The 24,233-nt window shown below is 71.1% G+C and carries 23 protein-coding genes, 1 tRNA gene and 1 rRNA gene; 13 read left to right on the top strand and 12 right to left on the bottom strand.

Annotation, left to right across the window (positions count from 1 at the left end; genetic code table 11):
* Window positions 1-68: 68 nt before the first annotated feature.
* The 3 genes from ACIBSV_RS24865 to ACIBSV_RS24855 form a co-directional block, all read right to left on the bottom strand.
* Window positions 69-719, bottom strand: a complete 651-nt coding sequence (locus ACIBSV_RS24865; protein ID WP_395866571.1) for a response regulator — start codon at window positions 717-719, stop codon at window positions 69-71.
* Window positions 720-925: 206 nt separating this feature from the next.
* A complete protein-coding gene (locus ACIBSV_RS24860; protein ID WP_395866569.1) occupies window positions 926-2,239 on the bottom strand; it encodes a sensor histidine kinase in 1,314 nt (437 codons plus the stop codon).
* 172 nt (window positions 2,240-2,411) lie between these two features.
* Window positions 2,412-3,791 (bottom strand): FAD-binding oxidoreductase, encoded by a 1,380-nt coding sequence (locus tag ACIBSV_RS24855; protein WP_395866567.1) that lies wholly within the window; start codon window positions 3,789-3,791, stop codon window positions 2,412-2,414.
* Between the two features lie 258 nt (window positions 3,792-4,049).
* On the opposite strand from ACIBSV_RS24855, the gene ACIBSV_RS24850 reads away from it, so the two are divergent.
* The 5 genes from ACIBSV_RS24850 (at window position 4,050) to ACIBSV_RS24830 (ending at window position 11,249) form a co-directional block, all read left to right on the top strand.
* Window positions 4,050-4,883, top strand: coding sequence for an isocitrate lyase/phosphoenolpyruvate mutase family protein (locus ACIBSV_RS24850; RefSeq protein ID WP_395866566.1), 834 nt, complete (start codon window positions 4,050-4,052; stop codon window positions 4,881-4,883).
* Window positions 4,884-4,896: 13 nt separating this feature from the next.
* A complete protein-coding gene (locus ACIBSV_RS24845) occupies window positions 4,897-5,037 on the top strand; it encodes an alpha/beta fold hydrolase (protein ID WP_395866564.1) in 141 nt (46 codons plus the stop codon).
* A gap of 268 nt (window positions 5,038-5,305) precedes the next feature.
* Window positions 5,306-7,846, top strand: coding sequence for a hypothetical protein (locus ACIBSV_RS24840; RefSeq protein WP_395866562.1), 2,541 nt, complete (start codon window positions 5,306-5,308; stop codon window positions 7,844-7,846).
* Between the two features lie 5 nt (window positions 7,847-7,851).
* Window positions 7,852-9,300, top strand: coding sequence for a hypothetical protein (locus ACIBSV_RS24835; protein WP_395867024.1), 1,449 nt, complete (start codon window positions 7,852-7,854; stop codon window positions 9,298-9,300).
* A gap of 77 nt (window positions 9,301-9,377) precedes the next feature.
* Window positions 9,378-11,249: an AAA family ATPase gene (locus tag ACIBSV_RS24830; RefSeq protein WP_395866560.1), complete on the top strand. Its 1,872-nt coding sequence runs from the start codon at window positions 9,378-9,380 to the stop codon at window positions 11,247-11,249.
* An 81-nt stretch (window positions 11,250-11,330) separates the two neighbouring features.
* On the opposite strand, the gene ACIBSV_RS24825 is transcribed toward ACIBSV_RS24830, so the two are convergent.
* Entirely contained in the window at window positions 11,331-12,893 is a 1,563-nt protein-coding gene (locus tag ACIBSV_RS24825) for a helicase HerA-like domain-containing protein (protein WP_395866558.1), read from the bottom strand.
* Between the two features lie 168 nt (window positions 12,894-13,061).
* Here ACIBSV_RS24825 and ACIBSV_RS24820 point away from each other — a divergent pair, with 168 nt between their 5' ends.
* Window positions 13,062-13,358, top strand: coding sequence for a type II toxin-antitoxin system VapB family antitoxin (locus tag ACIBSV_RS24820; protein ID WP_395866557.1), 297 nt, complete (start codon window positions 13,062-13,064; stop codon window positions 13,356-13,358).
* A gap of 145 nt (window positions 13,359-13,503) precedes the next feature.
* Entirely contained in the window at window positions 13,504-14,106 is a 603-nt protein-coding gene (locus ACIBSV_RS24815) for a LytR C-terminal domain-containing protein (protein WP_395866556.1), read from the top strand.
* A 96-nt stretch (window positions 14,107-14,202) separates the two neighbouring features.
* Here the strand turns inward: ACIBSV_RS24815 and ACIBSV_RS24810 are convergent, their stop codons facing one another.
* Window positions 14,203-15,087, bottom strand: a complete 885-nt coding sequence (locus tag ACIBSV_RS24810; RefSeq protein WP_395866555.1) for an NAD(P)-dependent oxidoreductase — start codon at window positions 15,085-15,087, stop codon at window positions 14,203-14,205.
* 49 nt (window positions 15,088-15,136) lie between these two features.
* Here ACIBSV_RS24810 and ACIBSV_RS24805 point away from each other — a divergent pair, with 49 nt between their 5' ends.
* The gene (locus ACIBSV_RS24805) at window positions 15,137-15,544 is read left to right on the top strand and encodes a MerR family transcriptional regulator (RefSeq protein WP_395866553.1); all 408 of its coding nucleotides are present in this window, start codon (window positions 15,137-15,139) and stop codon (window positions 15,542-15,544) included.
* A 100-nt stretch (window positions 15,545-15,644) separates the two neighbouring features.
* Here the strand turns inward: ACIBSV_RS24805 and ACIBSV_RS24800 are convergent.
* The 4 genes from ACIBSV_RS24800 to ACIBSV_RS24785 all read right to left on the bottom strand — a co-directional run bounded on the left by ACIBSV_RS24800 (window position 15,645) and on the right by ACIBSV_RS24785 (window position 17,059).
* Window positions 15,645-15,731: transfer RNA gene (locus ACIBSV_RS24800), tRNA-Ser, on the bottom strand.
* A gap of 10 nt (window positions 15,732-15,741) precedes the next feature.
* On the bottom strand, window positions 15,742-16,272 hold the full coding sequence (gene tadA / locus ACIBSV_RS24795; protein WP_395866551.1) for a tRNA adenosine(34) deaminase TadA: 531 nt from the start codon (window positions 16,270-16,272) through the stop codon (window positions 15,742-15,744).
* 5 nt (window positions 16,273-16,277) lie between these two features.
* Complete coding sequence (locus tag ACIBSV_RS24790; RefSeq protein WP_355534957.1) at window positions 16,278-16,745, bottom strand: tRNA adenosine deaminase-associated protein; 468 nt, start codon at window positions 16,743-16,745, stop codon at window positions 16,278-16,280.
* Window positions 16,746-16,870: 125 nt separating this feature from the next.
* On the bottom strand, window positions 16,871-17,059 hold the full coding sequence (locus ACIBSV_RS24785; RefSeq protein WP_395866549.1) for a hypothetical protein: 189 nt from the start codon (window positions 17,057-17,059) through the stop codon (window positions 16,871-16,873).
* 254 nt (window positions 17,060-17,313) lie between these two features.
* On the opposite strand from ACIBSV_RS24785, the gene upp reads away from it, so the two are divergent.
* From upp to ACIBSV_RS24765, 4 genes are all read left to right on the top strand, one after another.
* Window positions 17,314-17,955, top strand: coding sequence for a uracil phosphoribosyltransferase (gene upp, locus ACIBSV_RS24780; protein ID WP_395866547.1), 642 nt, complete (start codon window positions 17,314-17,316; stop codon window positions 17,953-17,955).
* A 310-nt stretch (window positions 17,956-18,265) separates the two neighbouring features.
* Window positions 18,266-18,433, top strand: a complete 168-nt coding sequence (locus ACIBSV_RS24775) for a hypothetical protein (RefSeq protein ID WP_395866545.1) — start codon at window positions 18,266-18,268, stop codon at window positions 18,431-18,433.
* Between the two features lie 17 nt (window positions 18,434-18,450).
* The gene (locus ACIBSV_RS24770) at window positions 18,451-18,987 is read left to right on the top strand and encodes a PH domain-containing protein (RefSeq protein WP_395866543.1); all 537 of its coding nucleotides are present in this window, start codon (window positions 18,451-18,453) and stop codon (window positions 18,985-18,987) included.
* A gap of 248 nt (window positions 18,988-19,235) precedes the next feature.
* Window positions 19,236-20,117: a SigB/SigF/SigG family RNA polymerase sigma factor gene (locus ACIBSV_RS24765; protein WP_161362103.1), complete on the top strand. Its 882-nt coding sequence runs from the start codon at window positions 19,236-19,238 to the stop codon at window positions 20,115-20,117.
* Between the two features lie 134 nt (window positions 20,118-20,251).
* On the opposite strand, the gene ACIBSV_RS24760 is transcribed toward ACIBSV_RS24765, so the two are convergent.
* The gene (locus ACIBSV_RS24760) at window positions 20,252-21,412 is read right to left on the bottom strand and encodes a tyrosine-protein phosphatase (protein WP_395866541.1); all 1,161 of its coding nucleotides are present in this window, start codon (window positions 21,410-21,412) and stop codon (window positions 20,252-20,254) included.
* 538 nt (window positions 21,413-21,950) lie between these two features.
* Between ACIBSV_RS24760 and ACIBSV_RS24755 the strand changes: the two genes are divergently transcribed.
* Entirely contained in the window at window positions 21,951-23,759 is a 1,809-nt protein-coding gene (locus ACIBSV_RS24755) for a protein phosphatase 2C domain-containing protein (protein ID WP_395866539.1), read from the top strand.
* A 120-nt stretch (window positions 23,760-23,879) separates the two neighbouring features.
* Here ACIBSV_RS24755 and ACIBSV_RS24750 read toward each other — a convergent pair whose 3' ends face one another.
* Together ACIBSV_RS24750 and rrf are read right to left on the bottom strand one after the other, a co-directional pair.
* A complete protein-coding gene (locus tag ACIBSV_RS24750; RefSeq protein WP_395866537.1) occupies window positions 23,880-24,062 on the bottom strand; it encodes a hypothetical protein in 183 nt (60 codons plus the stop codon).
* 78 nt (window positions 24,063-24,140) lie between these two features.
* Window positions 24,141-24,233, bottom strand: a 5S ribosomal RNA gene (gene rrf, locus ACIBSV_RS24745); the annotation flags it as partial.

Here is a 24,233-nt window from a genome sequence, read left to right as displayed (position 1 = left end):
TCATCGCACCGCACCCCCACGGTCCGCCGGGATCCCCTCACTCGGTCCGTCGTACCCGCCTGCGTGGCTCAGGTGTTCGTCGTACGGAGCCAGGTCAGGACTGCCAGGACTCGGCGGTGGTTGGTGGGGGATGGGGGGAGGCCGAGCTTGTCGAAGATGGCGGTGATGTGTTTCTCGACGGTGCCGGGGGTGAGGGACAGGGTTTGCCCGATGGCGCTGTTGCGATGGCCTTCGGCCATGAGGGCGAGGACTTCGCGTTCGCGGGGGGTGAGGGCGGCCAGCGGGTCGCGGCGGTGGCGGCGGGTGAAGAGGGCGGAGACGACCTCGGAGTCGAGGACGGTGCCGCCGGCCGCGACGCGGGTCAGGGCGTCGGAGAGATCGTCGAGGCGGGAGACGCGGTCCTTGAGCAGATAGCCGACACCGCCGCCGTCGGCGAGCAGGTCTTCGGCGTAGGACTCCTCGACGTACTGGGACAGGACCAGGATGGCGGTGCCGGGTACTTCGCGGCGGATCCGCAGGGCCGCGCGCAGGCCCTCGTCGGTGAAGGTCGGCGGCATCCGCACGTCGACCACGGCGACATCCGGGCGATGCGCGGTGACCGCCTCGACCAGCGCGGGACCGTCGCCGACCGCCGCGACCACCTCGGCGCCGATCTCCTCGAGCAGCCGGACCAGGCCCTCCCGCAACAACATCGAGTCCTCGGCCAACACCACCCGCATCAATACTCCCCCGCTCCACTCGCCAAGACCCCGGTTGTGCCGGGGTCGACCCGCCCGACCGCCCGATCATCGGTCGCGACCACTCGCGCCGATGCTCCCTGATCAACGTTCCCGGACTCCACTCGACAAGGCCCCGGCCGTGCCGAGGATCAACCGGCCCGACCGCCCGATCCCCGGTCGCGACCACTCGTGTCGAGGCTCCCCGGTCAGTGTTCCCCGACTCCGCTCAGGGGGACCTCGGCGGTGAGCGTGGTCGGTCCGCCCGGCGGGCTGTGTACGTCCAGTCGGCCCTCGACCGCGGCCAGCCGGTCGATCAGGCCGGCCAGGCCGTGCCCCTTGCCGGGGTGTGCCCCGCCACACCCGTCGTCGCGGACGCTGATGAACAGGGCTCGTTCGTCCACCGTCACCGTCACCTCACAGCGGTCGGCCCGGGCGTGCTTGGCGACGTTGGTCAGGGCCTCGGTGACCACGAAGTACGCGGTGTTCTCCACCGCCGCGGCGAACCGTCGTCCCCGGGGCAACTCGGTGGTCAGCTCGACCGGCACCGGACAACGCGCCGCCGCCGCGGTCAGCGCCGGGGCCAGGCCCCGGTCGGCCAGGATCGGCGGCGCGATCCCGCGGGAGAGGGCACGCAGTTCGGACAACGCCTCGTGGCTCTGCGAGATCATCTCGGCCACCAACGGCCTGGCCCGATCCGGATCGTCGTCCAGCCGACGCGCCACCGTCTCCAGGTCCATGGTGAGCCGCACCAGGCGCTGCTGCGGGCCGTCGTGTAGGTCCCGCTCCAGCCGGCGCAGCGTCTGTGCCTCGGCCGCGACCGCGCTGCGGCGTCCGAGCGCGAGTTGTTCGGTCCGAACCTGCAAGGCGGCCGTCTCGTCGGTCAACAGCCCGCGCGCGAGCCCGGCCTGGACCGCCACGAGCGCGCGCACCAGCGGCACCGCCGAGGCGAGCAACAACACGCCGATCCCGGTGTTGAAGGCGATGTCGGCCGCCCGCGAGGAGATGCCGAACATCAGATCCAGGAGTCCCGTGGTGTCCGGGTCGCGCGGAATCGACCACGACCACACGACGTAGAGCAGTTCGCCGAGGCCGCCCACCGTCCAGGTCACCGCGAGACAGAAACTCACCACGCGCAGCGGGAACGACACCAGTGCGTGTGCCAGGTCCCGCCAGGACTGCGGGTCGCGCAGCGCGCGCAGTCCGGCCTTGAACCCCTCGCCCGCCGGTTCCCGGTATGCGTGCGGCGGCAACACCCGGCCGGTGACCGCCGCCACCCGCCGGCGCTCGATCTCGGCGAAGTGCCGTGCCGCCGCGAGCGTCGCGACCAGGATCGGTACGCCGAGCAGGACCACGAAGGTCACCGCTCCCGCCGCGAATCCGGCCAGTAGGACGACGAACGCCGCCAGTCCGATCGGCAACCCGGAGAGTACAAAGCCCAGTTGCCGGCCGAACCGCCCGGCACCGCGGCCGGCCACCGCCGGAGTGGCCGTCGGCTCGAAGGATGCGGTCGACTCGATCATGAGCCCATCCTGCCCACCCCGGACGACCGCGCCCACCCGGTATTCCCGACGCCGAGGGTAGGGCACACCCCCACACGCGACCGGCCACGCCGACGCACGAGGCGCGGGACCGGCCTCCGAACGGTGTGGCTCGACGAGCCGGCTCGATACCTCGGCCGGTCGGCTCGTCGCCTCAGCCCGCCGGCTTGATGTTCTGGTTGGCGTGGAACAGGTTGTGCGGGTCGTACCTGTGCTTGATCCCGCCCAGCCGCTCGTAGTGGTCGCGATACGTCGCCTCCACCCGGTCACGGCTCTCGTCCGCGCCGATGAAGTTGACGTACGCACCGCCCATCGAGTGCGGGTGCAGGTCCTGCCAGTAGTCGACGCACCACCGCCGGACGGTCTCGGCGTTGGCCGGGTCCGGATCGATGCCGGCGATCACGCCGGACCACCGGGCGTCCCGGTAACCCCACGCGGTGTCCTCGGCGTCGACCCGATGGGCGGCCCCGTCGACCGGGTAGAGGTGCATCGTGGACAGCGCGGTGGGCAGGTTCTCCGCGTGCTTGGCGTGTACGTCGATCGCGTCGTCCGAGATCGCGTCGAAGAAGTCGCCGCGCCAGTACCACTGCAGACCGGCGGGCATCAGTTCGTCGAACATGCTCTGCAACGCGGGGTAGGGCATCGGCGCGGTGAAGTGGAAGGCGGGCGGGCCCGGTTCGTGGACCGGTGCGAGGGCCTTCTCGGCGGCCTCCGGATCCCCGGTCCAGCACCACACGACGCCGCACATCTTGCGGCCGTGGATCTCCTCCGGGAACGGAGGACCCGGCGGGACCGTGAGCGCCGCGAAGAACCCGTTCAGGTCATCGGCCGCCTGTGGCAGGAACTCGCGGTACCAGCGCAGCACTTCGCCTGTGCGCTCGACCGGCCACAGGGTGACCCCGACGACCACGGTGTCCACCGGGTGCAGGCGGAAGCGGAACGAGGTGACGACGCCGAAGTTGCCGCCACCGCCGCGCAGGGCCCAGAACAGGTCCGGGTGCTCGGACTCGCTCGCGGTCAGGAAGCTGCCGTCCGCCAGCACCACGTCCGCGGCCACCAGACTGTCCATCGTCAAGCCGTACTTGCGGGTGAGGTGGCCGTGCCCGCCGCCGAGGGTCAGGCCCCCGACGCCGGTCGTGGACATGATTCCGGCGGGTATGCCCAATCCGAAGGCGTGCGTGGCGTGGTCGAGGTCGGCGAGCAGACTGCCGCCGCCGACCCGGGCCGTCCGGGCCACGGGGTCCACACGTACCCAGCGCATCGGCGTCAGATCCAGGGTCACCGCGTCGTCGACCACGCACAGGCCACCACCGCTGTGCCCGCCGCCGCGGACCGCGAGTTCGAGGTCGTGCTCGCGGACGAAGTCGACCGCGGCCATCACATCCCCCGCGTCCGCGCACCGCACGATGGCGGCCGGGCGCCGATCGATCATCGCGTTGTAGATCCGGCGTGCCGGGTCGTAGTCGGGGTCCTGTGGATCGATGACCGGGCCGCGCAGCGCGCCGCGCATGTCTTCGAGGGTGTTGCCGTCCATGAGCATCTCCCTGACGGGACGCGGACCGCAAACCCGCCCGGCCTTGCCCTGGCCGACCCTCGGTAAGCAATCGTGCGCCACTACCCCGGCGTCGCTGTGGCCTGCAGGCCGGCCGAACGCCGCAGGGCTTACCCATCCAGCCTCTCGCCGAGCGCACGGCGGCGCAATTTCGCACCGCGCCGGGGCCGTCGCCGATCGGCCGGTGATGCCGGCGCAAAACCGCCGGCCCGATCGGTGGGCGGGTGATGGAGTAGGGCCATGACGAGTCTGCGTGACACCGCCTTGACCTTCCGCGCTCTGCACACCAGTGCCGCGCCCCTTGCCCTCGCCAACGTCTGGGACGCGGCCGGCGCCCGACTCGTGGCCGACGCCGGAGCGAGCGCGGTCGCCACCACCAGCGCCGGGGTCGCCTGGGGCCTGGGCGCGGCCGACGGCGATCGGCTCGGCCGCGAACGGGCCCTCGAACTGATCGCACGCGTGGTGGCCGCGGTCGACGTCCCGGTCACCGCCGACATCGAGAGCGGCTTCGGCGAGGACCCGGAAGGCGTCGCCGAGACCATTCGCGGGGTGCTGGCCGCGGGCGCCGTCGGGGTCAACCTGGAGGACGCGCTGCACACCGGTTCCGTACCGCTGCGGACGCCGGTCGACCAGGCCGAGCGGATCGCCGCCGCGCGGGCCGCCGCGGACGCGGCGGGCGTACCACTGTTCATCAATGCCCGGCTGGACACCTACCTCCGCGGCGTCGGCGACGGCCCGGCCGAGCGACTGCGCGAGACGCTCGATCGGGCGACCGCCTATCTCGCGGCCGGCGCCGACGGCATCTTCGTCCCCGGCGTCACCGACCCGGCCACCGTGGCCACCCTCGCCGAGACCCTGCCCGCCCCGCTGAACGTGCTGGTCGGCCCCGGCGCACCCTCCGTGGCCGAACTCGGCAAACTCGGCGTGGCCCGGGTCAGCCTCGGCTCGGCCATCGCCGAGGCCGCCTACGCCGTGGTCCGCCGCTCGGCCCGCGAACTGTTCGAGACCGGCACGTACAGCTCGCTCACCGACACGATCCCCTACGGCGACCTGAACGCGCTGCTGGCCCGCTGATCACACCCTCGCCGTGCCGGTGGAGCACAGCCGCACGCTGCACACCGCGATCGCGCACAGCGCCTACGTCGAGATCGACTCGGGGCACGTGGTGATGTTCGAGAAGCAGGAGGAGTTCGTCGCGCACGTGCGCGACTTCGTCTCCGCCGCGTGAGGCGTCCGGGCCCGCCCGGTGAGGCGTCCGAGCCCGCCCGGTGAGGTATTCGAGCCCGCTCCGCGCGGCATCCGAGTCCGCTCCCGCCGAGCCGGGTGGTCCGCTTCGGTCGACCACCCGGTCGGGGCCACCCGCGCGGCCGGGCGCCGACCCGATCCACCCGCGAACGCCTCGTCGCCGGGCCGATCGCGGGAAAACCCGCAGACCCCGCAGCCTGTCGCGACCCACAATGTGAAACCCGGACCGACCGGGCGACGGGGGTGACGACATGGGCGACGCGGTGCACGATCTGCTGTGGCATACCGGTCCCGAGGTCGGCGCCGAGCTGATCGACCGGCTCGGGGCCCCGGCGCCCGACTCACCCGACACCGGGCCTCGGGCCCAAGGTGCGACACCTCCGCCGCTGATCGCGTACCGGCTGCGCCACGGCGTCGCGGCCGGCCTGGTCGGACGACACGGGAAGGGCCGTCGACCCGGCAACCCCGAACTGCTGCTGCGGCTGCTCGAACGCGACGATCCCGAGCTCAACGCGACCCTGTACCGGGAGAGCGAGTGGGCCGGCCTGCGCCGCGCGATCCTGAGCCAACGGGCGCACCGCCCCGGCGCCCCCGCCGACGCGCTGGTCCCGCTGGATCCCACGCTGCGTACCGAGCTGACCACCACCACCCACTACGCCCACCTCGAACCCGCCCTGTGGGCGCGCGACCCCGACCTCGCCCTGTGGGCCCTGCTCGCCCACCCGAACCCCGAACCGCTCGCCGCGCTCGCGGCCAGGATCACCCTCCTGAAGGCCGGCCAGACCGCCCGGCTGCGCACCGTGTCCCGACTGACCCGACACCCGCTGCCGGCAGACCTGTCTCCCGCGCTGCGGCGCGAACTCGGCGGCGCGCACATGCTCCGGGACCTCCCGAAGTACCTGGCGAAGCAACTCTCCCCCGAAACGCTGGTACGCCGGGCACGCGGCACCACCACCGTCGGTCGGGCCCGGAGCGTGGTGGCCGGCGTGCCGGTCCCGGACTGGTCCGCGGTCGCCGCCGCGCATCGGGCCGAACCGCTGCCGTGGCACGCCGTGGCCGTGTTCGCCGAGCACCCGCGCTGCCCCCCGGAACTGCTCATGGAGTTCACCGGGAAGTACCCGCAGACGATCGAGGTGATCCCGGTGCCGCCGGCCGAACTGCTGGCCGCGTGCGTCGCCGAGGGCAGTGACAGCCGGACCAAGACCGTGCTGCTGCGCCGGCTCGCGACGAGCACCGCCGACCTCGGCGAACTGCTCGCGGTACGCCCGGCCCGGCTGTTGCTCACCGCGCTCGACCAGGGCCCGGTGTCGGCCGTCGCGACCCAGGCCGAACTCGCGTACGTGCTCGGCCGGACGCTGCGCGCGCACCTGGACCGCACCGGACCGGCGCTGTGGCCTGCCCTGTACACCGCACTGCCCACCCTGAACGCGCCGATCCACGAGCTGTTCGCCGAAGCCGAAGCAACAGCGACGGCGACGGCGGAGACGAAAGCAGAAGCGAAAACACGAAAGGCAGCAACGGCAGCCGCCGCACCCACCCCCACGCCCCTCCCCCGCCCCGGACGCCAAGCCGCCTGGGCCTACACCGTCCTGATCGACCTGGCCGGCACCGCCGACGACGCCACCGCCTTCCTCGACGACGCCCACCTCGCCCCGCTCGCCGGCACCGGGACGCTGCCCGCGTTCCTCGCCGAGCGGCTCGCCGGGATCGGCGGCCCGATCACCCTGCGCGTGCTCGCGGGCAACCCGCACACCCCGCGCGCCATCCTGGACCGACTCGCCGGCCACGCCGACCCGGCGATCACGGCCGCCGTGTACCGCAACTCACGCGCGACCGACGCGCAGCGCCGACTCGTGCTCGCCGCGCCGGAGTTGGACCCGACACTGCGTCGGGAACTGCTGTCCACCGACGATCCGGTCCTGCTGCGCACCCTGCTCGCGGCTCACGATCCGGGGCTGTTGCGCGCGCTCGCGCTGCGCGACGACCCACCCCTCGACCGCACGAACATCCGCACCCAGGACGCGCGCACGCTCGCCGGCCGGGTGCTGCGCCTGCACGCGGCGCTGCGCCTGGCCGAGACCTCGGGCGTGCCGGCGCTCGCGTCGCTGCCCGAGAATCCGGAGATCACCGACGCGTTGCGCACCGGACGCACGGATCCGCTGCGCGCCGCGCTCGCCGAGTCGGCCCAGACGAGCCTGCGCGCGCTGGAGTCGGTCCGGGAGTGGGAACAGCACAGCCGGCTGCCCAAGTCGGAGCTCACCGCCGCCCTGATCGATCCGGCCCCGGACTGGCCGGCCTTGACCGAAGCCGTGCGGGCCGGCCGGTTGTGCGCGTGGATCCGCGGGGCGCTCGGCCGACGCCCCGACGTGAGCGAGCCGTTCGCCCGGGCCGTGGCCGAGCGGGACCCGACCGGACGTCACCTTTCGCCACACCACGACGTGCCCGCCGGCGCGCCCGGTCGGACCCACCCGTACCGGCCGCACGTGATCGCACTACTCGACAGCGGCGCGCTGACCGTCGAGCGCCTGCTCGCCGAGACACCCGCCGTCGAGGTGCTCGACGCCGCGCCCGGTTGGCCGCGGCTGGCCCGGGTGGTGGCCAGGCACCTGCGCGAACACCTGGGCACCGACACCCGGGCGTGGGTGGTGGCCGCACATTTGGCCCGGGGCGACGTGGAGCCGACCCTGATCGAACTGGCCGCGACCTCGTCTGCGGCCGCCGGCGGCGCCCCGGACCGGCCGAGCGACTGTCGGTCGGCACTGGGATCATCGAACGACACCGAGGGGAGGTGACGAACGTGGCGTACGGCGAACGCGCCCCGCAGGCGCCGATCGTGAGCCTGACCGACCGCCGGGCGCTGGAGGCCTGGCGACCGGCCGACGACGAGGTGATCGCGCGGGCCCGCAAGCTCAAGGAAGAGGCGCTGCTCGACTTCGGCATGGAACTGTCGGTCATCGCCTCGTGGTTGTACACCAAGTGCCACCACCACATCCCGACCACCGCGATCGACACCGCGGCCGTGATGGCCTCCGGCGACGGCACCTGCCTGCTCCTGTACAACCCCCAGTTCTTCTGCGATCTGGGCCTGGACGGCGTGAAGTTCGTGCTCTTCCACGAGGCCCGGCACCTGATCCAGCGACACCTGTTCGCCGAGTCCGAGCTGCGTGCCGACCCGGTGTTCACGCTCGCGGCCGAGGTGACCATCAACCACGTCGCGATGACCCGTCTGGGCCGCAGCACGCTGCCGATCCTGCGCCGGACCGACCCGGACACCGGCGCCTCGATCGAGGACCCCACCGGCGTCGACCCGCGCAAGGTCCACCGCTCGTACGTCGAGGACCTCACCGACCAGGGCCTGGAGGCGCTGTCCTACGACGACTTCGTGGACACCGACGCGACGGTCTACGCCGAGCTCAAGCGGATGAAGCACCCGCCGGTGCCGCCCCCGCTGTGTGTGCACGTGATCCTGGGCGAGGGCACCGGAAACGGCGACGGCATGGACGGCGAGACGGTCGGCCGGGTGGCCTCGGAGGTGCTGCGCAGCGTCCTGCTCGCCGCCCGTCGAGGCGAGCGGCTGGCCCGACAGGAGTTGCTCGACCTGCTCGCGCGCACCGACGGCGCCACCGACCGGGCCTCCAAGCTGTGGGGCGATTTGGGCGCGGGCTTCCTGCGCGGCGAGACCCAGCGCACTCGCCGGGTCGAGTGGTGGCAGCAGTGGCTGGTGGACGTACTGGCGTCCAAGCTGCGTGAGGGCGAGCGCCTGGTCTATCCGAAGAAGCGCGGCGCCCTGCTCGCCGCCCTCGGCCACGACCCGATGCTCGCCCGGCGCGGCCTGGAGCGCACCAAGGTCGTGGTGATCGCCTACGACACCTCGGGTTCGATGCCCGACCAGGTGGTGAGCTGGCTGACCGAGCTGGTCGGCAAGGCCGAAGGCGTCGAGACGCACTGGCTCAGCTTCGACGGCACGGTGATGCCGTTCAAGCCGGGCGAGCGGGTGCTGGGCGGCGGCGGCACCAACTTCCAGAACGTGGCCGACTACGTCGAGGGCCGACTGGCGATCGAGGGATCGGGCCGCTTCGAGGAATCGGTCGACGCGGTGGTGATGCTCACCGACGGTTACGCGCCGCCGATCACCCCCGCCGACCCGGACAAATGGATCTGGTTGATCACCGAGGGCGGGGACGACTGGCCGGAGCGGCACCACCCGCCCATGGACTGTCATCGCGTCGTCACCGGCGACCACTGATCCGGGGTCCGTCGATGCCGACGCGCCTCGCCGAAGAGCCCTCCGCAGCACGCCGTGCGCAGCACCCGGAAGGAACCATGACGATCACCGCCGACACCACGCGCGCCGGACGCCCCGCGGCCGAGCCCAAGTGGAAGGCCACCGCCACCTACCCCGAACGCCCCAAGGGCTGGAAGGGCGTGTCCAAGCTGGAGGAGTTCATCGACGCGATGATCGACCTCGGCCAGACCGGCCAGATCTTCGGCGAGCACGGAATCGGCAAGACGGCGACGTTCTTCAGCCACATCCCCGACCGGCACGACGACACGGTCCTGGTCTTCGTACCCGCCGCCAACCTGACCCCCGACGATCTGCTGATCAACGCGCCCGTCCGGGACGAGCGCACCGGGGAACTGGTGCTGCGTCAGTTGATCATGCGTCAACTGCGGCCCGGTAAGCGGTTCGTGCTGCTGATCGACGACGCGTTGCAGGCGGGCGAGACGATCCAGTCGCAACTGATGCAAATAGCCTGCAACTGGACGCTCGGCGAACACGACCTGCGCGAACTGGGCTGCGTGGGCGTCTTCCTCACCGACAACGAGTCGCTGGCCGAGACCGCGACCCGGCGCACCGACCTGGCCATCCTGGACCGGATGGTCACGGTCAAGATCACCGCGACCGACACCGCGTGGCGGTTCAAGCTCGCCGAGCGCTTCGCCGGCACCGACCTGACCCCGGTGTTCCAGGTCTGGACGAGCCTGTCCCCGGCACTGCGCCAACTGGTGTCCCCGCGCACCCTGGAGCACGTGATCGACTGCGCGCTGGCCGGCTTCCCGCTGGTGTGGGGGCTGCCGTTGGTCAACGGCGACCGGCTCGCGCTGACCGAGACCAAGAAGGACGGCTCGCCCGGCCCGGACCGCACCGACGAGGTGCTCGACCGGATCGCCGCGGGCCTGAACGTGCGCAACCCCGACCAGACACCGGACGCGGTGCGCCGGATCGTCCGCGAGGCGATCCACCGCCGCTGGTCGGTGCTGATCCAGGGCCCGCCCGGGTGCGGCAAGACCGAGGTGGTGCGCGACGTGGTGCGCGCCGAACTCGGCCACGACCCGCTCTACTTCTCCCTGCCGGTGACCAACGTCGAGGACCTGTGCGCGCCGGTGCCCACCCCGGACGGCTCGCTGGAGAACCTGCTCGCGGCCAAGTTCACCGATCCCGGCGCCAAGGTGATCGTCTGGGACGAGTACAACCGGCCCAAGGACAAGTCGACCTTCGCCAAGCTGATGGAGGTGACCCAGGAGTGGTCCATCGCGGGCCGCCCGATCCCCGGCCTGCGCGCCCAGATCGCGTTGCAGAACCCGCCGTACCACCTCGGCCGCAAGATGCTCGTCTCGCGCAACAACATCGCGCAGGCGACCCGGTTCACCGCGTCGCTGACCATCCGTCCCGAGGACATCCCGGCCAACGAGTGGTTGATCAGCACCTACGGTCCGGTCGCCGAGACGGTCCTGGAGTGGTGGAAGAACGACATCGACGACGAGGGCCGGGACTGGATCACCAAGCGCACCCTGGAGCGGTTGATCAAGCTGCACAAGCGCGATCTGCCGTTGGAGATGGCCAAGGTCTACCTCGGCGACGGCGAGTACGCGCCGGTGCCGCTGAACGCCCTGGAGGCCCGCTTCGCGGAGAACCCGGCCACCGGCCTGGGTGACATCTCGGCCAATCTGGCCGAGTGGGTGCGGCGGTTGGAGGCGGCCAACGAGGAGTCGGGCGAGGGCACCGACGACACCGACATCGTGCACCAGGTACTGGCCAACGCCGAGTTGAGCCAGCTCCGCGAACACCTGGACACCGTGGCGCAGTTGCTGGCCGGCCTGCCGCCCAAGCTGCGCTCGAGCTACCTGGTCGGCCAGTCCGTGGACAAGCAGCGGTTCTGGATCGAGGCGTTCGCGAAGATGCCGAGGAAGTAGACCCGGGAAAAGCGGTCTCGGAGATCCGGTCCCTGAAAAGCGGTCCCGAGAAGCGGGATCGGCCGAGCCCCGGCCCGCCCGTCAGCGCTTGCGGCGGGCGGTGCCGAACAGGCTGCGGGTGATTTCCCGGCCGATCTGCGTGCCCATCGAGCGCAGCACGGACTTCACCACCGAGTTGCCCATCACCTGCTCGACCATCCCGGACTTGGGCTTCTCCCCGCGCCCGCGCCGGCCCTCCGGCTCGGACTCGGCCGCCCGTTCGGGCACCGCCGCCGACTCCGGTTCGGCCGGCGGCGCCTGAGCTGCCGTCAACTTCTCGTACGCCGACTCCCGATCGACCGCCGTACCGTACTTGGCGAACAGCGGCGATTTGTCGACGACCGCCCGCAGGGCCTCCGCCGGGATCGGGGCCATCAAGGACACCGGGGCCCGCAGCCGGGTCCAGGCCACCGGCGTCGGCGCGCCCTTCTCGCCGAGCACGGTGACCACGGCCTCGCCGGTGCCCGCCTGGGTCAGCACCGCGTCCAGGTCGTAGCCCGAGCGCGGGAACGTGGACACGGTGGCCTTGAGCGCCTTGGCGTCCTCGGGAGTGAACGCGCGCAGCGCGTGTTGTACCCGGTTGCCCAACTGGGACAACACGTCGCCGGGCACGTCCCGCGGCGTCTGGGTGACGAAGAAGATGCCCACCCCCTTGGACCGGATCAGCCGTACGGTCTGGGTGATCGCGGTCAGGAACGCCTTCGAGGCACCGGTGAACAGCAGGTGCGCCTCGTCGAAGAAGAACACCAGGCGCGGCCGATCCGGGTCGCCGACCTCCGGCAGATCGTGGAACAAGTCGGCGAGCAGCCACATCAGGAACGTGGAGAACAACTGCGGCTTGTCCTGCACCGCGGCGAGTTCGAGCACCGAGACCAGACCGCGCCCGTCGGGGGTGGTGCGCAGCAGATCGGCCGTGTCGAAGTCCGGTTCGCCGAAGAACGCCCCGCCGCCGTTGTTGTCCAACGTGATCAGCGCGCGCAGGATCACCCCGGCGGTGGCGGCGGACAGCCCACCGATCGCCTTGAGCTCGGCCTTGCCCTGATCGTCCGTCAGGTACTGGATCACCGCGCGCAGGTCCTTGAGGTCGACCAGTTCCAGCCCCCGCTGATCGGCGAAGTGGAAGATCAGGCCGAGCGAGGACTCCTGCGTCTCGTTCAGGTCCAGCACCTTGGCCAGCAGGGTCGGCCCGAAGTCGGTGATGGTGGCCCGGATCGGCACTCCCGGTCCGATCCCGCCGAGCGCGTAGAACTCGGCCGGGCATCCGGCGGGTTGCCAGTCCTGGCCGACCTCGGCCGCGCGCGCGGCGGTCCGGTCGCTCGGCTCGCCCGGCGCGGAGATGCCGGAGAGGTCGCCCTTGATGTCGGCGAGGAAGACCGGCACGCCCTGTGCGGACAGTTGCTCCGCGATCAGTTGCAGCGTCTTCGTCTTGCCGGTGCCGGTCGCGCCCGCGACCAGGCCGTGCCGATTGAGCACCGCGAGCGGGACGCGTACCGGAGCCTGCGCGTGCGCGACGCCCTCGACGACGGCCGCGCCCAGTTCCAGCGCGGGTCCGGTGAAGGTGTACCCCGCCGCGATGGTCGCGATCGTGTCGTCCTGCTCGCTCATCCGCTCCTCCGCTCGCCGAGATGCGGAAGGCGAATACACCGATAGGACAAGAAATATCCCGATTGCCCCTGCCGATCGGCCATCCGAGCCGGCCCGATCCGCACCCTCCATCCCTCTCATCGGCGCCGGGTGGGGGTTCGGGGACCTCGATCCCGGTAGGCTGAGCCTGTGATCTTCAAGCGGATCGGTGACGGCAAACCGTACCCGGACCACGGGAGGTCGGGTGCCCGGCAATGGGCCGACATCGCCCCGCGGCCCGTGCGTCTGGACCAACTCATCACGACGAAGCGGCAACTCGACCTCGACACGCTGCTCGCCGAGGACTCGACCTTCTACGGCGATCTCTTCGCGCACGTCGTGAAATGGGAGGGCGACCTGTACCTGGAGGACGGACTCCATCGCGCGGTCCGGGCCGCCCTACAACAGCGCCAGGTGCTGCACGCGCGCGTGCTCGAACTCGGCTGAGCGCGCAACCTCGGCGGCCCGATCAGGTGGTCGTCGCGCGTACGGCCCTGCCCCGATACGCAAGGCGCCAGGTCGGCGCTAACCTCGACTCCATGGCGACCGGGATCACGGCCATGCCGTGCAGGAGGAGGACGGGGGCACATCGATGAGCATGCTCACTCCCCGCGGCATGGGAGGCCAGTACAAGATCACTGGCAAGCTGTATCCGCGCATGACGCGGCGCAGGCGACGCATGCCCGTCGTCATCGCGATCGTGGTCGGGCTGGTCGTACTGGCCACGGCCGGCTGGGGCGTGTACCACTTCACGTCCGACGACAAGGACACCAAGGCTGCCGCCTGCCCGTCCCCGACGGCTTCGGCCCCGCCGACCGCCCCGCCCGAGGCGCTGCCCGAGCCCAAGACGATCACGGTGAACGTCTACAACGCGACCAAGCGCACGGGCCTGGCCAAGACCGTCTCCGACGCGCTCAAGGTACGCGGCTTCACCATCGGCAAGGTGACCAACGATCCGCTGAACCAGCCGATCGCCGCGACCGCCGAGATCCGCCACGGCTTCCCCGGCGCCACCCCGGCGAAGGTGGTCGCGGCCCAGGTGGCGGCGAGCACCGACAAGGAGGACCAGCGCACCGACGGCTCGGTCGACCTGGTGATCGGTGACGGGTGGACCGACCTGGCCACCCCGGAGCAGGCCGCCGCGATCCTGGCCCCGCCGCCCCCACCGCCCGCGAGCGCCCCGCCGGGCTGCTGACCACCCGACGACACCCGAAGGCCCCGTCCGAGGGCCTCACCCGCTGCCGCCCCGCACCCGACGAGGGCGGCAGCGGCGCGCCGGGGCCGGCGTCGGTCAGCCGTTGCCGGGCTTGCCGAACTCTTCGATCAGCACGGGATACTGCTCCCCGCCGTGTCCGGCGGCGATCGAGCGGTCTGCCATCGCCTTGAACAACTTCGGCAGCTCGGCGTTGACGCCCAGCGCCTCGCTCTCCTCGATCAGGTGGGTCATCGCCCGCGCGTCGGTCTCCAGGGCCGACACCTCGGCCGGGAAGGAGCCGCGGTCGATCTGCTCGGCGTACCCGGGCAACCATTCGGCCACCCCGGCGGCTATCTGCCGCGCGAACGGCGCGTACGTCGCGGCGTCGACACCGGCCGTCCTGAGCATCGCGGTGCCCTGGAGCCAGGCGTTCAGGACACTCCACATCATGGCCAGGCCGGCCACGTCGTACAGGGACGCCAACCCGTGGTCCGCGCCCAGGTGGGTGACCGTGCCGAGCGCCCCGAGCGTCGTCTCGTGCGCCTCGAAGTCCGCCTGCGGCCCGCTGTGCAAGATCATCGCCTCGGCGGTCCCGATCCCCGACGGGATGGCCATGATGGCGCCGTCCAGGTATCGGGCGCCACGCGACTCGGCCCACCGGGCGGCCTCCCGGGCCTGGGCCGAGTCGCCCGAGGTGAGGTTGATCAACATCGTGCCGCGCAACGCGGCCTCGTTCGCGCCGAGCAGTTCGTACATGGCCGGGTAGTCGGTGACGCAGACGATCGTCAGGGGGCTCGCCCCGAGCGCGTCGCCGACGGTCGGCGCCAGGCGGGCACCCTCGGCGACCAACGTCTCGGCCTTGGCGGTCGTACGGTTCCACACGGTGGTGGGATGGCCGGCCTTCAGGAACGCGCCGGCGAGTGCCCGGCCCATCAGGCCGAGTCCGATGACGGTCACGGGGGCAGCGGTTTCGTTGTTCATGGCAGCATCGTCAACGTTGATACCGGTGTGAAGGTCAAGTGAGGTGTTCATGCGGATCGGAGAACTGAGTCGCCGCACAGGCGTCCACGCCCATCAGTTGCGCTACTACGAGGCCCAGGGCCTGCTGGAAGCGGACCGCCGCGCGAACGGCTACCGCGAGTACGACGAGAACGCCCTGCTGCGGGTGAAGCAGATCCGCCACCTGCTCGGCGCCGGTCTGTCCTCCGAGGACATCGCGTACCTGCTGCCCTGCGCGGTCGGCGAGGCCCCGGAGCTGCCCGGGTGTATGGAACTGCTGACCGCGATGCGGTCCCGGCTGCGGCGCCTGGAGGATCAGATGGACCGACTCGCCCAGTCCCGCGACGCGCTCGCCGCCTACATCGACGCGGCCGAGCGAACGGGCGACGAGAACTACCCACCCTTCGACGGCACCGACCTGGAGTCCGTCCCCGCCTGACCGCAGGCCCACGAGGACGAACCGAGCCCAAACCCGGGACCACGAACGACGAAGGACCCGACCGCGTGCGGTCGGGTCCTTCGTATGTCCTGCTCAAGAGCGGTAGCGGTGGGATTTGAACCCACGGATAGCTTGCACCATCACACGCTTTCGAGGCGTGCTCCTTAGGCCACTCGGACACGCTACCGAGAGAGAGCTTACCGGATGCCGGGCTGTGCTTCGTCACCGGATTCCGGGGAGCGGGTGTGGGTGAAGAAGTCGCGCAGGACGGCGGTGCAGTCCGCCGCCGCGACGCCGCCGACCACCTCGGGGTGGTGGTTCAGGCCCCGGTCGCGCAGCACGTCCCACAGCGAGCCTGCGGCGCCGGCCTTGGGGTCCCAGGCGCCGAAGACCACCCGGTCCACCCGGGCCAGCACGATCGCGCCCGCGCACATCGTGCAGGGCTCCAGGGTGACCACCAGGGTGCAGCCGGACAGGCGCCATTCCCCGACGGCCTTGGCGGCCTCGCGCAGGGCGAGGATCTCCGCGTGCGCCGTCGGGTCGCCGTGCGCCTCGCGTTCGTTGCGGCCGCGGCCGAGCACCGCGCCGTCCGGGCCGAGCACCACGCACCCCACCGGCACATCCCCGGTGTCGACCGCCAGGGCCGCCTCGGCCAGGGCCAGCCGCATGGCGGGCTCGTACCGACGAAGCGCGGGGTCGAACGGGGGCTCGGGCACCGGCAGGGGCATCGTGCTCAGCGGACCGTCTCCAACTCGTCCGCGCAGCCCAGACGTTCCGCTATCACCGCGATCGCGTCCGCCGGCAGACCCGCCTCGCCCGCGAGGTCGGCCAGCAACTGGGCCGACACCCCCAGGTCCACGAGCACCGTCTCGTCGCCCGCGGGGCCGGGCGGCAGCACGGCCTCGTCGTCCTCCTCCAGGCCGTCCAGCACGTCGGCCGTCAGCAACGCGTCCGCGTAGGCGCTGCGGGAGACCGCGGCCACGTCGGAGACGTAGATTCGCGGGTCCTCCTCACCGTCCACTCGGACGACCGCGAACCAGGTGTCCTCCTGTTCGACGAACAGAAGCACCGGTTCGTCGTCCACCGCCGCCGACCGTGCCAGCGCGGTCATCCCCGCCGAGTCCTCGACATCGTCGAGGTCGGCTTCACGGGCCTCCCACTGCTCGTCTGTACGTACGAGCACTGCGGCGAAGTACGCCACGGGACTCTCCAAGATCGTTCGCTTCGGCGTTGTCCCTCGCATCGTGGCAGATACCGGACCACGACGACGGGAATTGGCGCACGTTGCCGAACAAGGTCGCCGAGACGATCGAGGATCGCTCGCATTCAGTAACGGAACGTACGCATCCGCATCATCTGTCGTAGCCGCTCGTTGCGCGCGCGTCGCGGCTGGATGCGGGCTCGCAACTCGCGCGCCTCGGCCAGTTCGCGCAGGAAAAGCGTGCGGCGGCGCCGCCGGGCCGCCTCCTCCTCGCGACGCTGGGCCGCCGTCGTTCGAGGTTCCCGACTCTCCATCACCACGCCCCAGGACTCGAAAGGCCGCCGAAACCGACGTGGCTGTAGTTCCCGGGACACGCCGGCTCAGTCATCCCTCCGGCAGACCACACCGGAAGGGCATTCACAAATGGGTGTAACAATCACAATTCGCCCGACATTCCCGCATGCACCCGAGTCGGACCGTCCGCACGGCCGACGAATGCCGCCGAAGACAGCCCGAATCCGACAACCCCGCAGGGCCGCCGGGCAGGCCAAACGGCTAATGTCGCAGCATGCGGATTCACGTCGTCGACCATCCTCTGGTGGCCCACAAGCTCTCCACCCTGCGCGACCGGCGCACCGACTCGCCGACCTTCCGGAGGCTCGCCGACGAACTGGTCACGCTGCTCGCCTACGAGGCGACCCGCGGGGTACGCGTCGATCCGGTGGCGATCAGCACGCCGGTCAGCGAGACCACCGGCGTCAAGCTCTCCTACCCGCGGCCCCTGGTGGTGCCGATCCTGCGGGCCGGCCTGGGCATGCTCGACGGCATGGTGCGGCTGCTGCCCACCGCCGAGGTCGGTTTCCTCGGCATGATCCGCAACGAGGACACCCTCGAACCGTCGACCTACGCCACCCGGATGCCCGACGACCTCAGCGGCCGGCAGGCGTACGTACTGGACCCGATGCTGGCCACCGGCGGCACGCTGATCGCGGCCACCAAGCTCCTCCTGGAGCGCGGCGCGCACGACGTGACCGCGATCTGCCTGCTCGCCGCCCCCGAGGGGGTCAAGGTGATGCAGGAGGCGTTCCAGGACACGCAGGCCAACGTCACCGTCGTGACCGCCTCGATCGACGAACGCCTCAACGAGCACGGCTACATCGTGCCGGGCCTCGGCGACGCCGGCGACCGGCTGTACGGCACCGCCGGCTAGAGCGGCACCGGCCTGGCATACCGCCGTCCGAGGTCGATCCCGCTCGCGGTTCCCGCACGGGAGCAAGGCCCTTCCCCGTCAGGCCGAACGCCGGATGCGCGGCGGCATGCCTCGGCGCATGCTGGAGGTGTGCCCGGGGCTGGGCAGGAGCCCCGCAGGCACCCCGGGACTGTTTGCCGATGCTGCGAAGGTACGACCCACCTTTGCTCCGGCGGGGGTCCCACAGGGGAGAGAGAGTGGCCGGTCCCCCCGCGGCCGCTCCCTCTCCCCTATTGTTTCTCCCCGATACCTCAATCGGGGAGGCGAGGACATGCAGGCGCAGACCAAGAGGATCCTGACGCTGCTCCTGATCGTTTTCGTCATCTACACGATCATCGCCACGCCGGAAAAGGCCTCCGACCTCGTCGCGCAGTGGTTCCAGGCGATGTCGTCCGCCGCCAAGTGGTGCGGCGACACGATCAGCGGCTGGGCGAGCTGAGGCGCGCACGTCGAGAGGTGGGGGCGGGGCCGGTCACCGGCTCCACCATCGACCCGCACGCGATACGTCGCTACCTGCTGCCGACCGAGATCTGCGCGATAGCCGTGCGCCGGCACTGGGCGATCATCCTGCGCCCGCTGGCGACCACCGCGCTCGGACTGATCCTGCTCATCGCGCTGCTCGTGTACTTCCCGGCCGAGAACCTGGCCGTGCACTACGGCGTGTGGCCGATCGGGGCCGGGCTCCTGCTGTGGTGCTCGGTACACGTGCTCACCTGGCGCAACGACTACTTCATCGTGACCGACAAGCGGATCATCCTGACCACCGGGCTGATCGCCAAGAAGGTCAACATGATGCCGCTGACCAAGGTGACCGACATGAGCTACCGGCGCACACCGGGCGGCCGAATACTCGGGCACGGGACGTTCGTGATGGAGTCGGCCGGGCAGGATCAACCTCTCAAGGAGGTCGGGTTCGTCCCCCGACCCGACGCGGTCTACCTCAAAGTGTGCGATCAGCTGTTCGGTCCCGGCGTCGATCCCGGTGTCGACTAATCGGCAGAACCGGCGAGTAACGCGAAACGGCTGGTAAAACCTCGAATTTTCTTTGCGGTGATTCGCGGCTTTCGTACTGTCGACATGCCGCTAGATACACCCGCATCACCTGACAAATCGGGGATGTCGCAAGGGGTTTGGGGCGGTTCCCCTCGCCGGTAAGGGGCTACCGAACGACGGCTGCCGTTCCACCATGGCCGGCAGCGGCCAGGTTCCGCTCCAGGACCGACGAGGAGGTGGGCTCTCCAGTGCTGCTGCGAGATGCTTCCCACGAGGGCACGGCCGGCTCGACCGCCGACCGCGCCGCGCCCGCGCGCCTTCCCCGTACCGGCATCCCCCGCGCCCGCGCGGTCAGGGGTTCCGGCACCGACACCCCTCAGGACACGCGCACGCTGTCCCGAACCCTCCTGCTCCGCCTCACCGATGTCGTCGAGGGATCGGCCGAGCACGCCTACGTGCGCAGCACCCTGGTCGAGCTGAACCTGCCCCTGGTGCGCTTCGCGGCCAACCGCTTCCGCAGTCGCACGGACCAGTACGAGGACGTGCTCCAGGTGGGCACCATCGGGCTGATCAAGGCGATAGACCGCTTCGACCCGCATCGCGGCGTCGAGTTCCCCACCTACGCCGTGCCGACCATCATCGGCGAGATCAAGCGCTTCTTCCGGGACACCTCGTGGAGCGTGCGGGTGCCCCGCCGGCTCCAGGAGCTGCGCCTGGCCCTGGCCGAGGCCACCGAGCAGTTCAACCACAAGTACGACCGTGCCCCGACGGTGGTCGAGCTGGCCAAGCACCTGAACCTGACGGTCGAGGAGATCCTCGAGGGCATGGAGGCGGCGAACGCCTACTCCCCCGCGTCGCTGGACGCACACGACCTCGACGACGATCGCGACAACGCGCTGATCGCCCGGCTCGGCCAGGAGGACGAGGCGCTCGACGGCGTCGAGTACCGCGAGGCGCTGCGACCGCTGCTCGCCCGGATGAGTCCGCGCGACCGGCAGATCATCATGCTGCGCTTCTTCGGCAACATGACGCAGTCACAGATCGGCGAGCGGCTCGGCATCTCGCAGATGCACGTCTCCCGCCTGCTGGCCCGCGCGCTGGCGCGCCTGCGCGCCGATCTGTCCGCCTGAGCGGTCCCGACCTCGACCCGCGCCTCGACCGATGCCCGGCAAGGCCACTGACGATCCGTCAGCGGCCTTGCCGGGCGCCGGCTCGAGCCCGGAGGCCGGGGGCTCGGACCCGCCCGGGCGTCGCGTCGCGTCGCTCAGAGGGCGAGGAGCCGGGCCCGGAGCTTGTATTCCGTGATCGGGTCGATGTTCAGACCCTTGCGCAGGTAGTTGTCGAACGAGCCGTACTTCTTCCGCACCTGGCCGAACGCCGTGTCCAGGTACGACTTCTGCACGTACAGGAGCGGGTCCATCAGGGTCGGGTCCTGCATCAGACCGGCGGCCTTCAGACCTGCCTTCGTACCCTCGTTGCGGGCCCGGAGGTTGTCGTTGCTGGCCAGGTAGTCGCCGTAGACGGTGGCGTCGTCGACACCCAGCGCCTTCAGGACGACCGCGGTCATCCAGCCGGTGCGGTCCTTGCCCGCCGTGCAGTTGTAGATCACCGACTTTCCGTCCGCGATGTCCCGGAGCACGGTGGCGAACTGCGCGCGCTGGGCCGGGTCGTCGACGAAGCCCCGATAGATGTTCTCCAGCGCGGCCGCGGCCTTGCCGTTGCCCAGCAGTTCCTGCTGCTTGATCGGATCCCGGCTGCCCACCGCGGCGTTGGTGATGTTGGTCAGGTTGCCGTCGGCGATCGGCAGGTTCTCGACCACGGTGCCGGCGGGCAGCTTGTTCACGCCGTTGGCGGCGATCTCGGTGTCCGTACGGAAGTCCGCGGACACGTCCAGGCCCAGGCTCGCGAGGCGGGCCACGTCCGCGTCGGTCGCCTTGCCGAGCGCGTCGGTGCGGAAGACCTGGCCGTACTTGACGGTCAGGCCCCGGCTCGTGCGGTAGCCGCCGATGTCGCGGGCGTTCGGCGCGCTCTGCAGGCCGAGCGAGCGCGGTGCGGTGACCATGCCTACGAACGGGCCGGTCGGGGTGATGTTGAAGTACCAGCGCTTGGCCGGGTCCAGGCCGGACACGGTCAACGAGTTGCCGTTGGTGGTCCCGACGAGCGAGGTGAAGCGGTCCACGTCGGTGGACGCGTACACGTGCATCGGGCCGGGCCGGCGGTCGGTCCAGGTGACCGTGTACGTACCGTCCGCGTTGGCCGTGGCCGACGCACTCGTGACGATGCCGAGGCCGCCTCGGGCCGAGACGTTGGCGTCGCTGTCGCCCGTGCCGGCCGAGGCCTGGGCCGAGGTGACCGCGACGGAGCCGCCGAGCGTGAGAGCCGCCGTGACGGCGATGGTCGCGAGGCGGGTGGTGCGTATGCGCATGCGGTTGTGCTCCCGAAGAGGAAGTGCTCGTAAGCGCGCGGGAACCACCTGGAAAACAACCGGTCGTTGCTACCGCGCGCCGGGCACCACTGTAGTGAGGACGGGTCACCCACTCCAGACGGTGGCGTATGGAGAGACGAACGCATCATCGCCGGCACCGCCGGCTCGTCGCTGCCGGCGGCCACGGGGATCTCCAACCGACCGTATTTCCCGCCCACTTGGTGACGCGGCCGACGCAACCGCCGCATCCGGGACATCCGCGGCCAGGACGGGGAACGCCGACACGGTGCTCGGGAGTTTCCCTGATACGCCGTCAAATAGGTACCGAGCACCGGGATTCCGGGTAGGAGCCCGCCGTCCGCACGGTGGTCGGGACGACCCTGGGGCAAAGTGGGGACCAATGCGCGCGCGTGGGCACACGGGCACGGGCCGTGCACGCTATACCTGTTGATACTTGTCGCACGGGTGGGAGGACGCACGCCCACCGGCGACACGACGGGACCGGCTCGCCGGCCGGCCCGAGGCGAAGGAGGAAGCCGTGCCGGACGGTACCAGCAAGCGCCACACCCCCGGCGATGGTTCGCCGGCCGAGCCCATCCCGCGAGCACAGGGTCCACGACGTCCCGCACCGGTCGGTCGCGAACGTCCCGATCCCGACTACGATCGCCGACCGGATCCGGACTACGACCGCCGGGTCGACCCGGACTACGACCGCCGCCCCGACTCGGAGTACGACCGCAACGGGGCCTCGTCCGAGGGCCCGATCGGTTACCCGGACTCGGCGCCGGATCAGCCCGGCCGCCGATCCGGCCGCGCGCGGCGGGTCGCGAACTGGTTCGGCTTCGGCGCACCGGCCGAGGAGGACGAGCCGGATCCGTACGACCGCCGGCCCGGCTTCGGGCGGCGCGATCCGTACGAGGCCGATGCCGGGGTGTACGACCAGGGCCCGGACTACGACACCGACTATGACTCGGCGCCGCCCCCGACGTCGGGACGCACTCGGCGGCGGACCGGCTCCTCGCACTGGGAAGACGTGATGCTCGGCTCGTCGCCGTCACCCGGCACGCCGATGTCGGACACCATTCCCGGCGACACGATGCCACCGGACCGACTGCACCGCGGGCCGCAGGGCGTACTCCCGCCGTCACGCGGAAGCACCCGTCCGGGACGCCGCGAGGACCCGACGCCCCGGTGGCAGCCCGACGCCGAAGACGACATCGCCCCCGCGGATCCGATGGACCCGGTCGATCCGCTCGACCCGGGACCGAGCCCGTCGTCCGAACGCCGCCCGGCCTACCCGCCGATCCCCAAGCACAGGCCGGCCCCGGCGGCCGAGTCCGACCGGCCGACCACCCTCGACAAGGTGCCGCCCCGCGGTGACGCCGACGATGTTCGACGGCTCGACTCCGCGACCGCACCGGAATCGGACGACGACGACGAGCCGGGAACCTCGTTCATCCCGGTGCCCGATGCCCCCCGCGTCCCCTACCGCCCCGGGCCGGCGGCCGAGAGTGCCGGGGACGAAGTACCGCGAAGGATGCTGCGCATGTTGCCCCCACCCGCCCTCGCCGACGGCGGCGGCATGGTCGTCGACGGTGGCCGGCTCGGCCGGTTGAACGTCCGCGCCGCCGGCGTCCGCGGCGAACTGCACCAGCAACAGGGCCTGCCGCGGCAGAACTGCTTCGCGGTCGGCCCGGACCCCAGCGCGCGCTGGACCATCGCGATCGTCTGCGACGGGGTCGACAACGCGCACGCGTCCGAACTCGCCGCCCAGATCGCGGTCCGCAGCGCCTACCGCACCGTCGCCAGGATGGTCGCCCGCGAGCGACACGAGAACTGGGACTGGGCCGGCGTGCAGGCCGAGGTCGAGGACGACCTGCGCACCCGACTCGCCGCCACCGCGGACCGGGCGCACGAGCTGGGCCGCTCCGAACCCGCGACGCGCCTGGCGATATTGGTCACCGCCGCGGATCCCCTGGAGGACGACCGGGTCGACATGGCCGTGCTCGGCGACAGCACCGTGCTCCGCCTGGCCCAGGGGGGCTGGCGCGCGCCGCTGGGAATCCGGGACACGACGGCGGAGACCGCCCCGGCCGCCATCCCCGACCAGGCGGGCGACGATCAGCTGCGCATCTGCCGGACCACCTGGCGTCCGACCGACGTCCTGGTCATGATGACCGGCGGCTTCGCCGAAGCTCTCGGTCAACCGACGGCCGGGCTCGCCCCACGCCTCGCCGAGGATTGGCGTACTCCGCCATCGCTGTTCGACTACCTGCGCGACGTGGACGAGGGTCTTCGCCTGCGCGAGGACGACGGTTGCGTCGTCGCACTCTGGCCCTCGGCGTGACCCCTTGACGCATTGACGCGCCATTTCGGGCGGTGAACATCAATGCGATGAATATCGATTCACCGCATACCGCGTACCTCGGGCGGGACCCCGAACAATTGGGGCCCGCCCGTCGGTATGTCAGCTCACGGCAATGAGCACGGCAATCGCGACCACGATGATCGCGACCACGACACCGGCGATCAACAACACCGGCGGGGTGCTGCGTCGGGCCGGTTCGCCGGGGGCCGCGGGGCGGTCCTCGTTGACGAAAGCCCGGAACATCTGAGTGCTGGCTGCGGGATCCATCTCGTTGTCAGGCATGCGCACGACCATACCGCCGCACTCGAAAAACGCAAAAGGCCCGCCCCCCGAAAAGGGGGCGGGCCTTTCACACGTAGATTCCGGCGGCGTCCTACTCTCCCACACCCCTTCGAGTGCAGTACCATCGGCGCTGGAGAGCTTAGCTTCCGGGTTCGGAATGAGACCGGGCGT

The sequence above is a fragment of the Embleya sp. NPDC050154 genome (assembly GCF_044460165.1).
Classification (GTDB): Bacteria; Actinomycetota; Actinomycetes; order Streptomycetales; family Streptomycetaceae; genus Embleya.
This window is presented reverse-complemented; position numbering and strand designations above follow the sequence as displayed.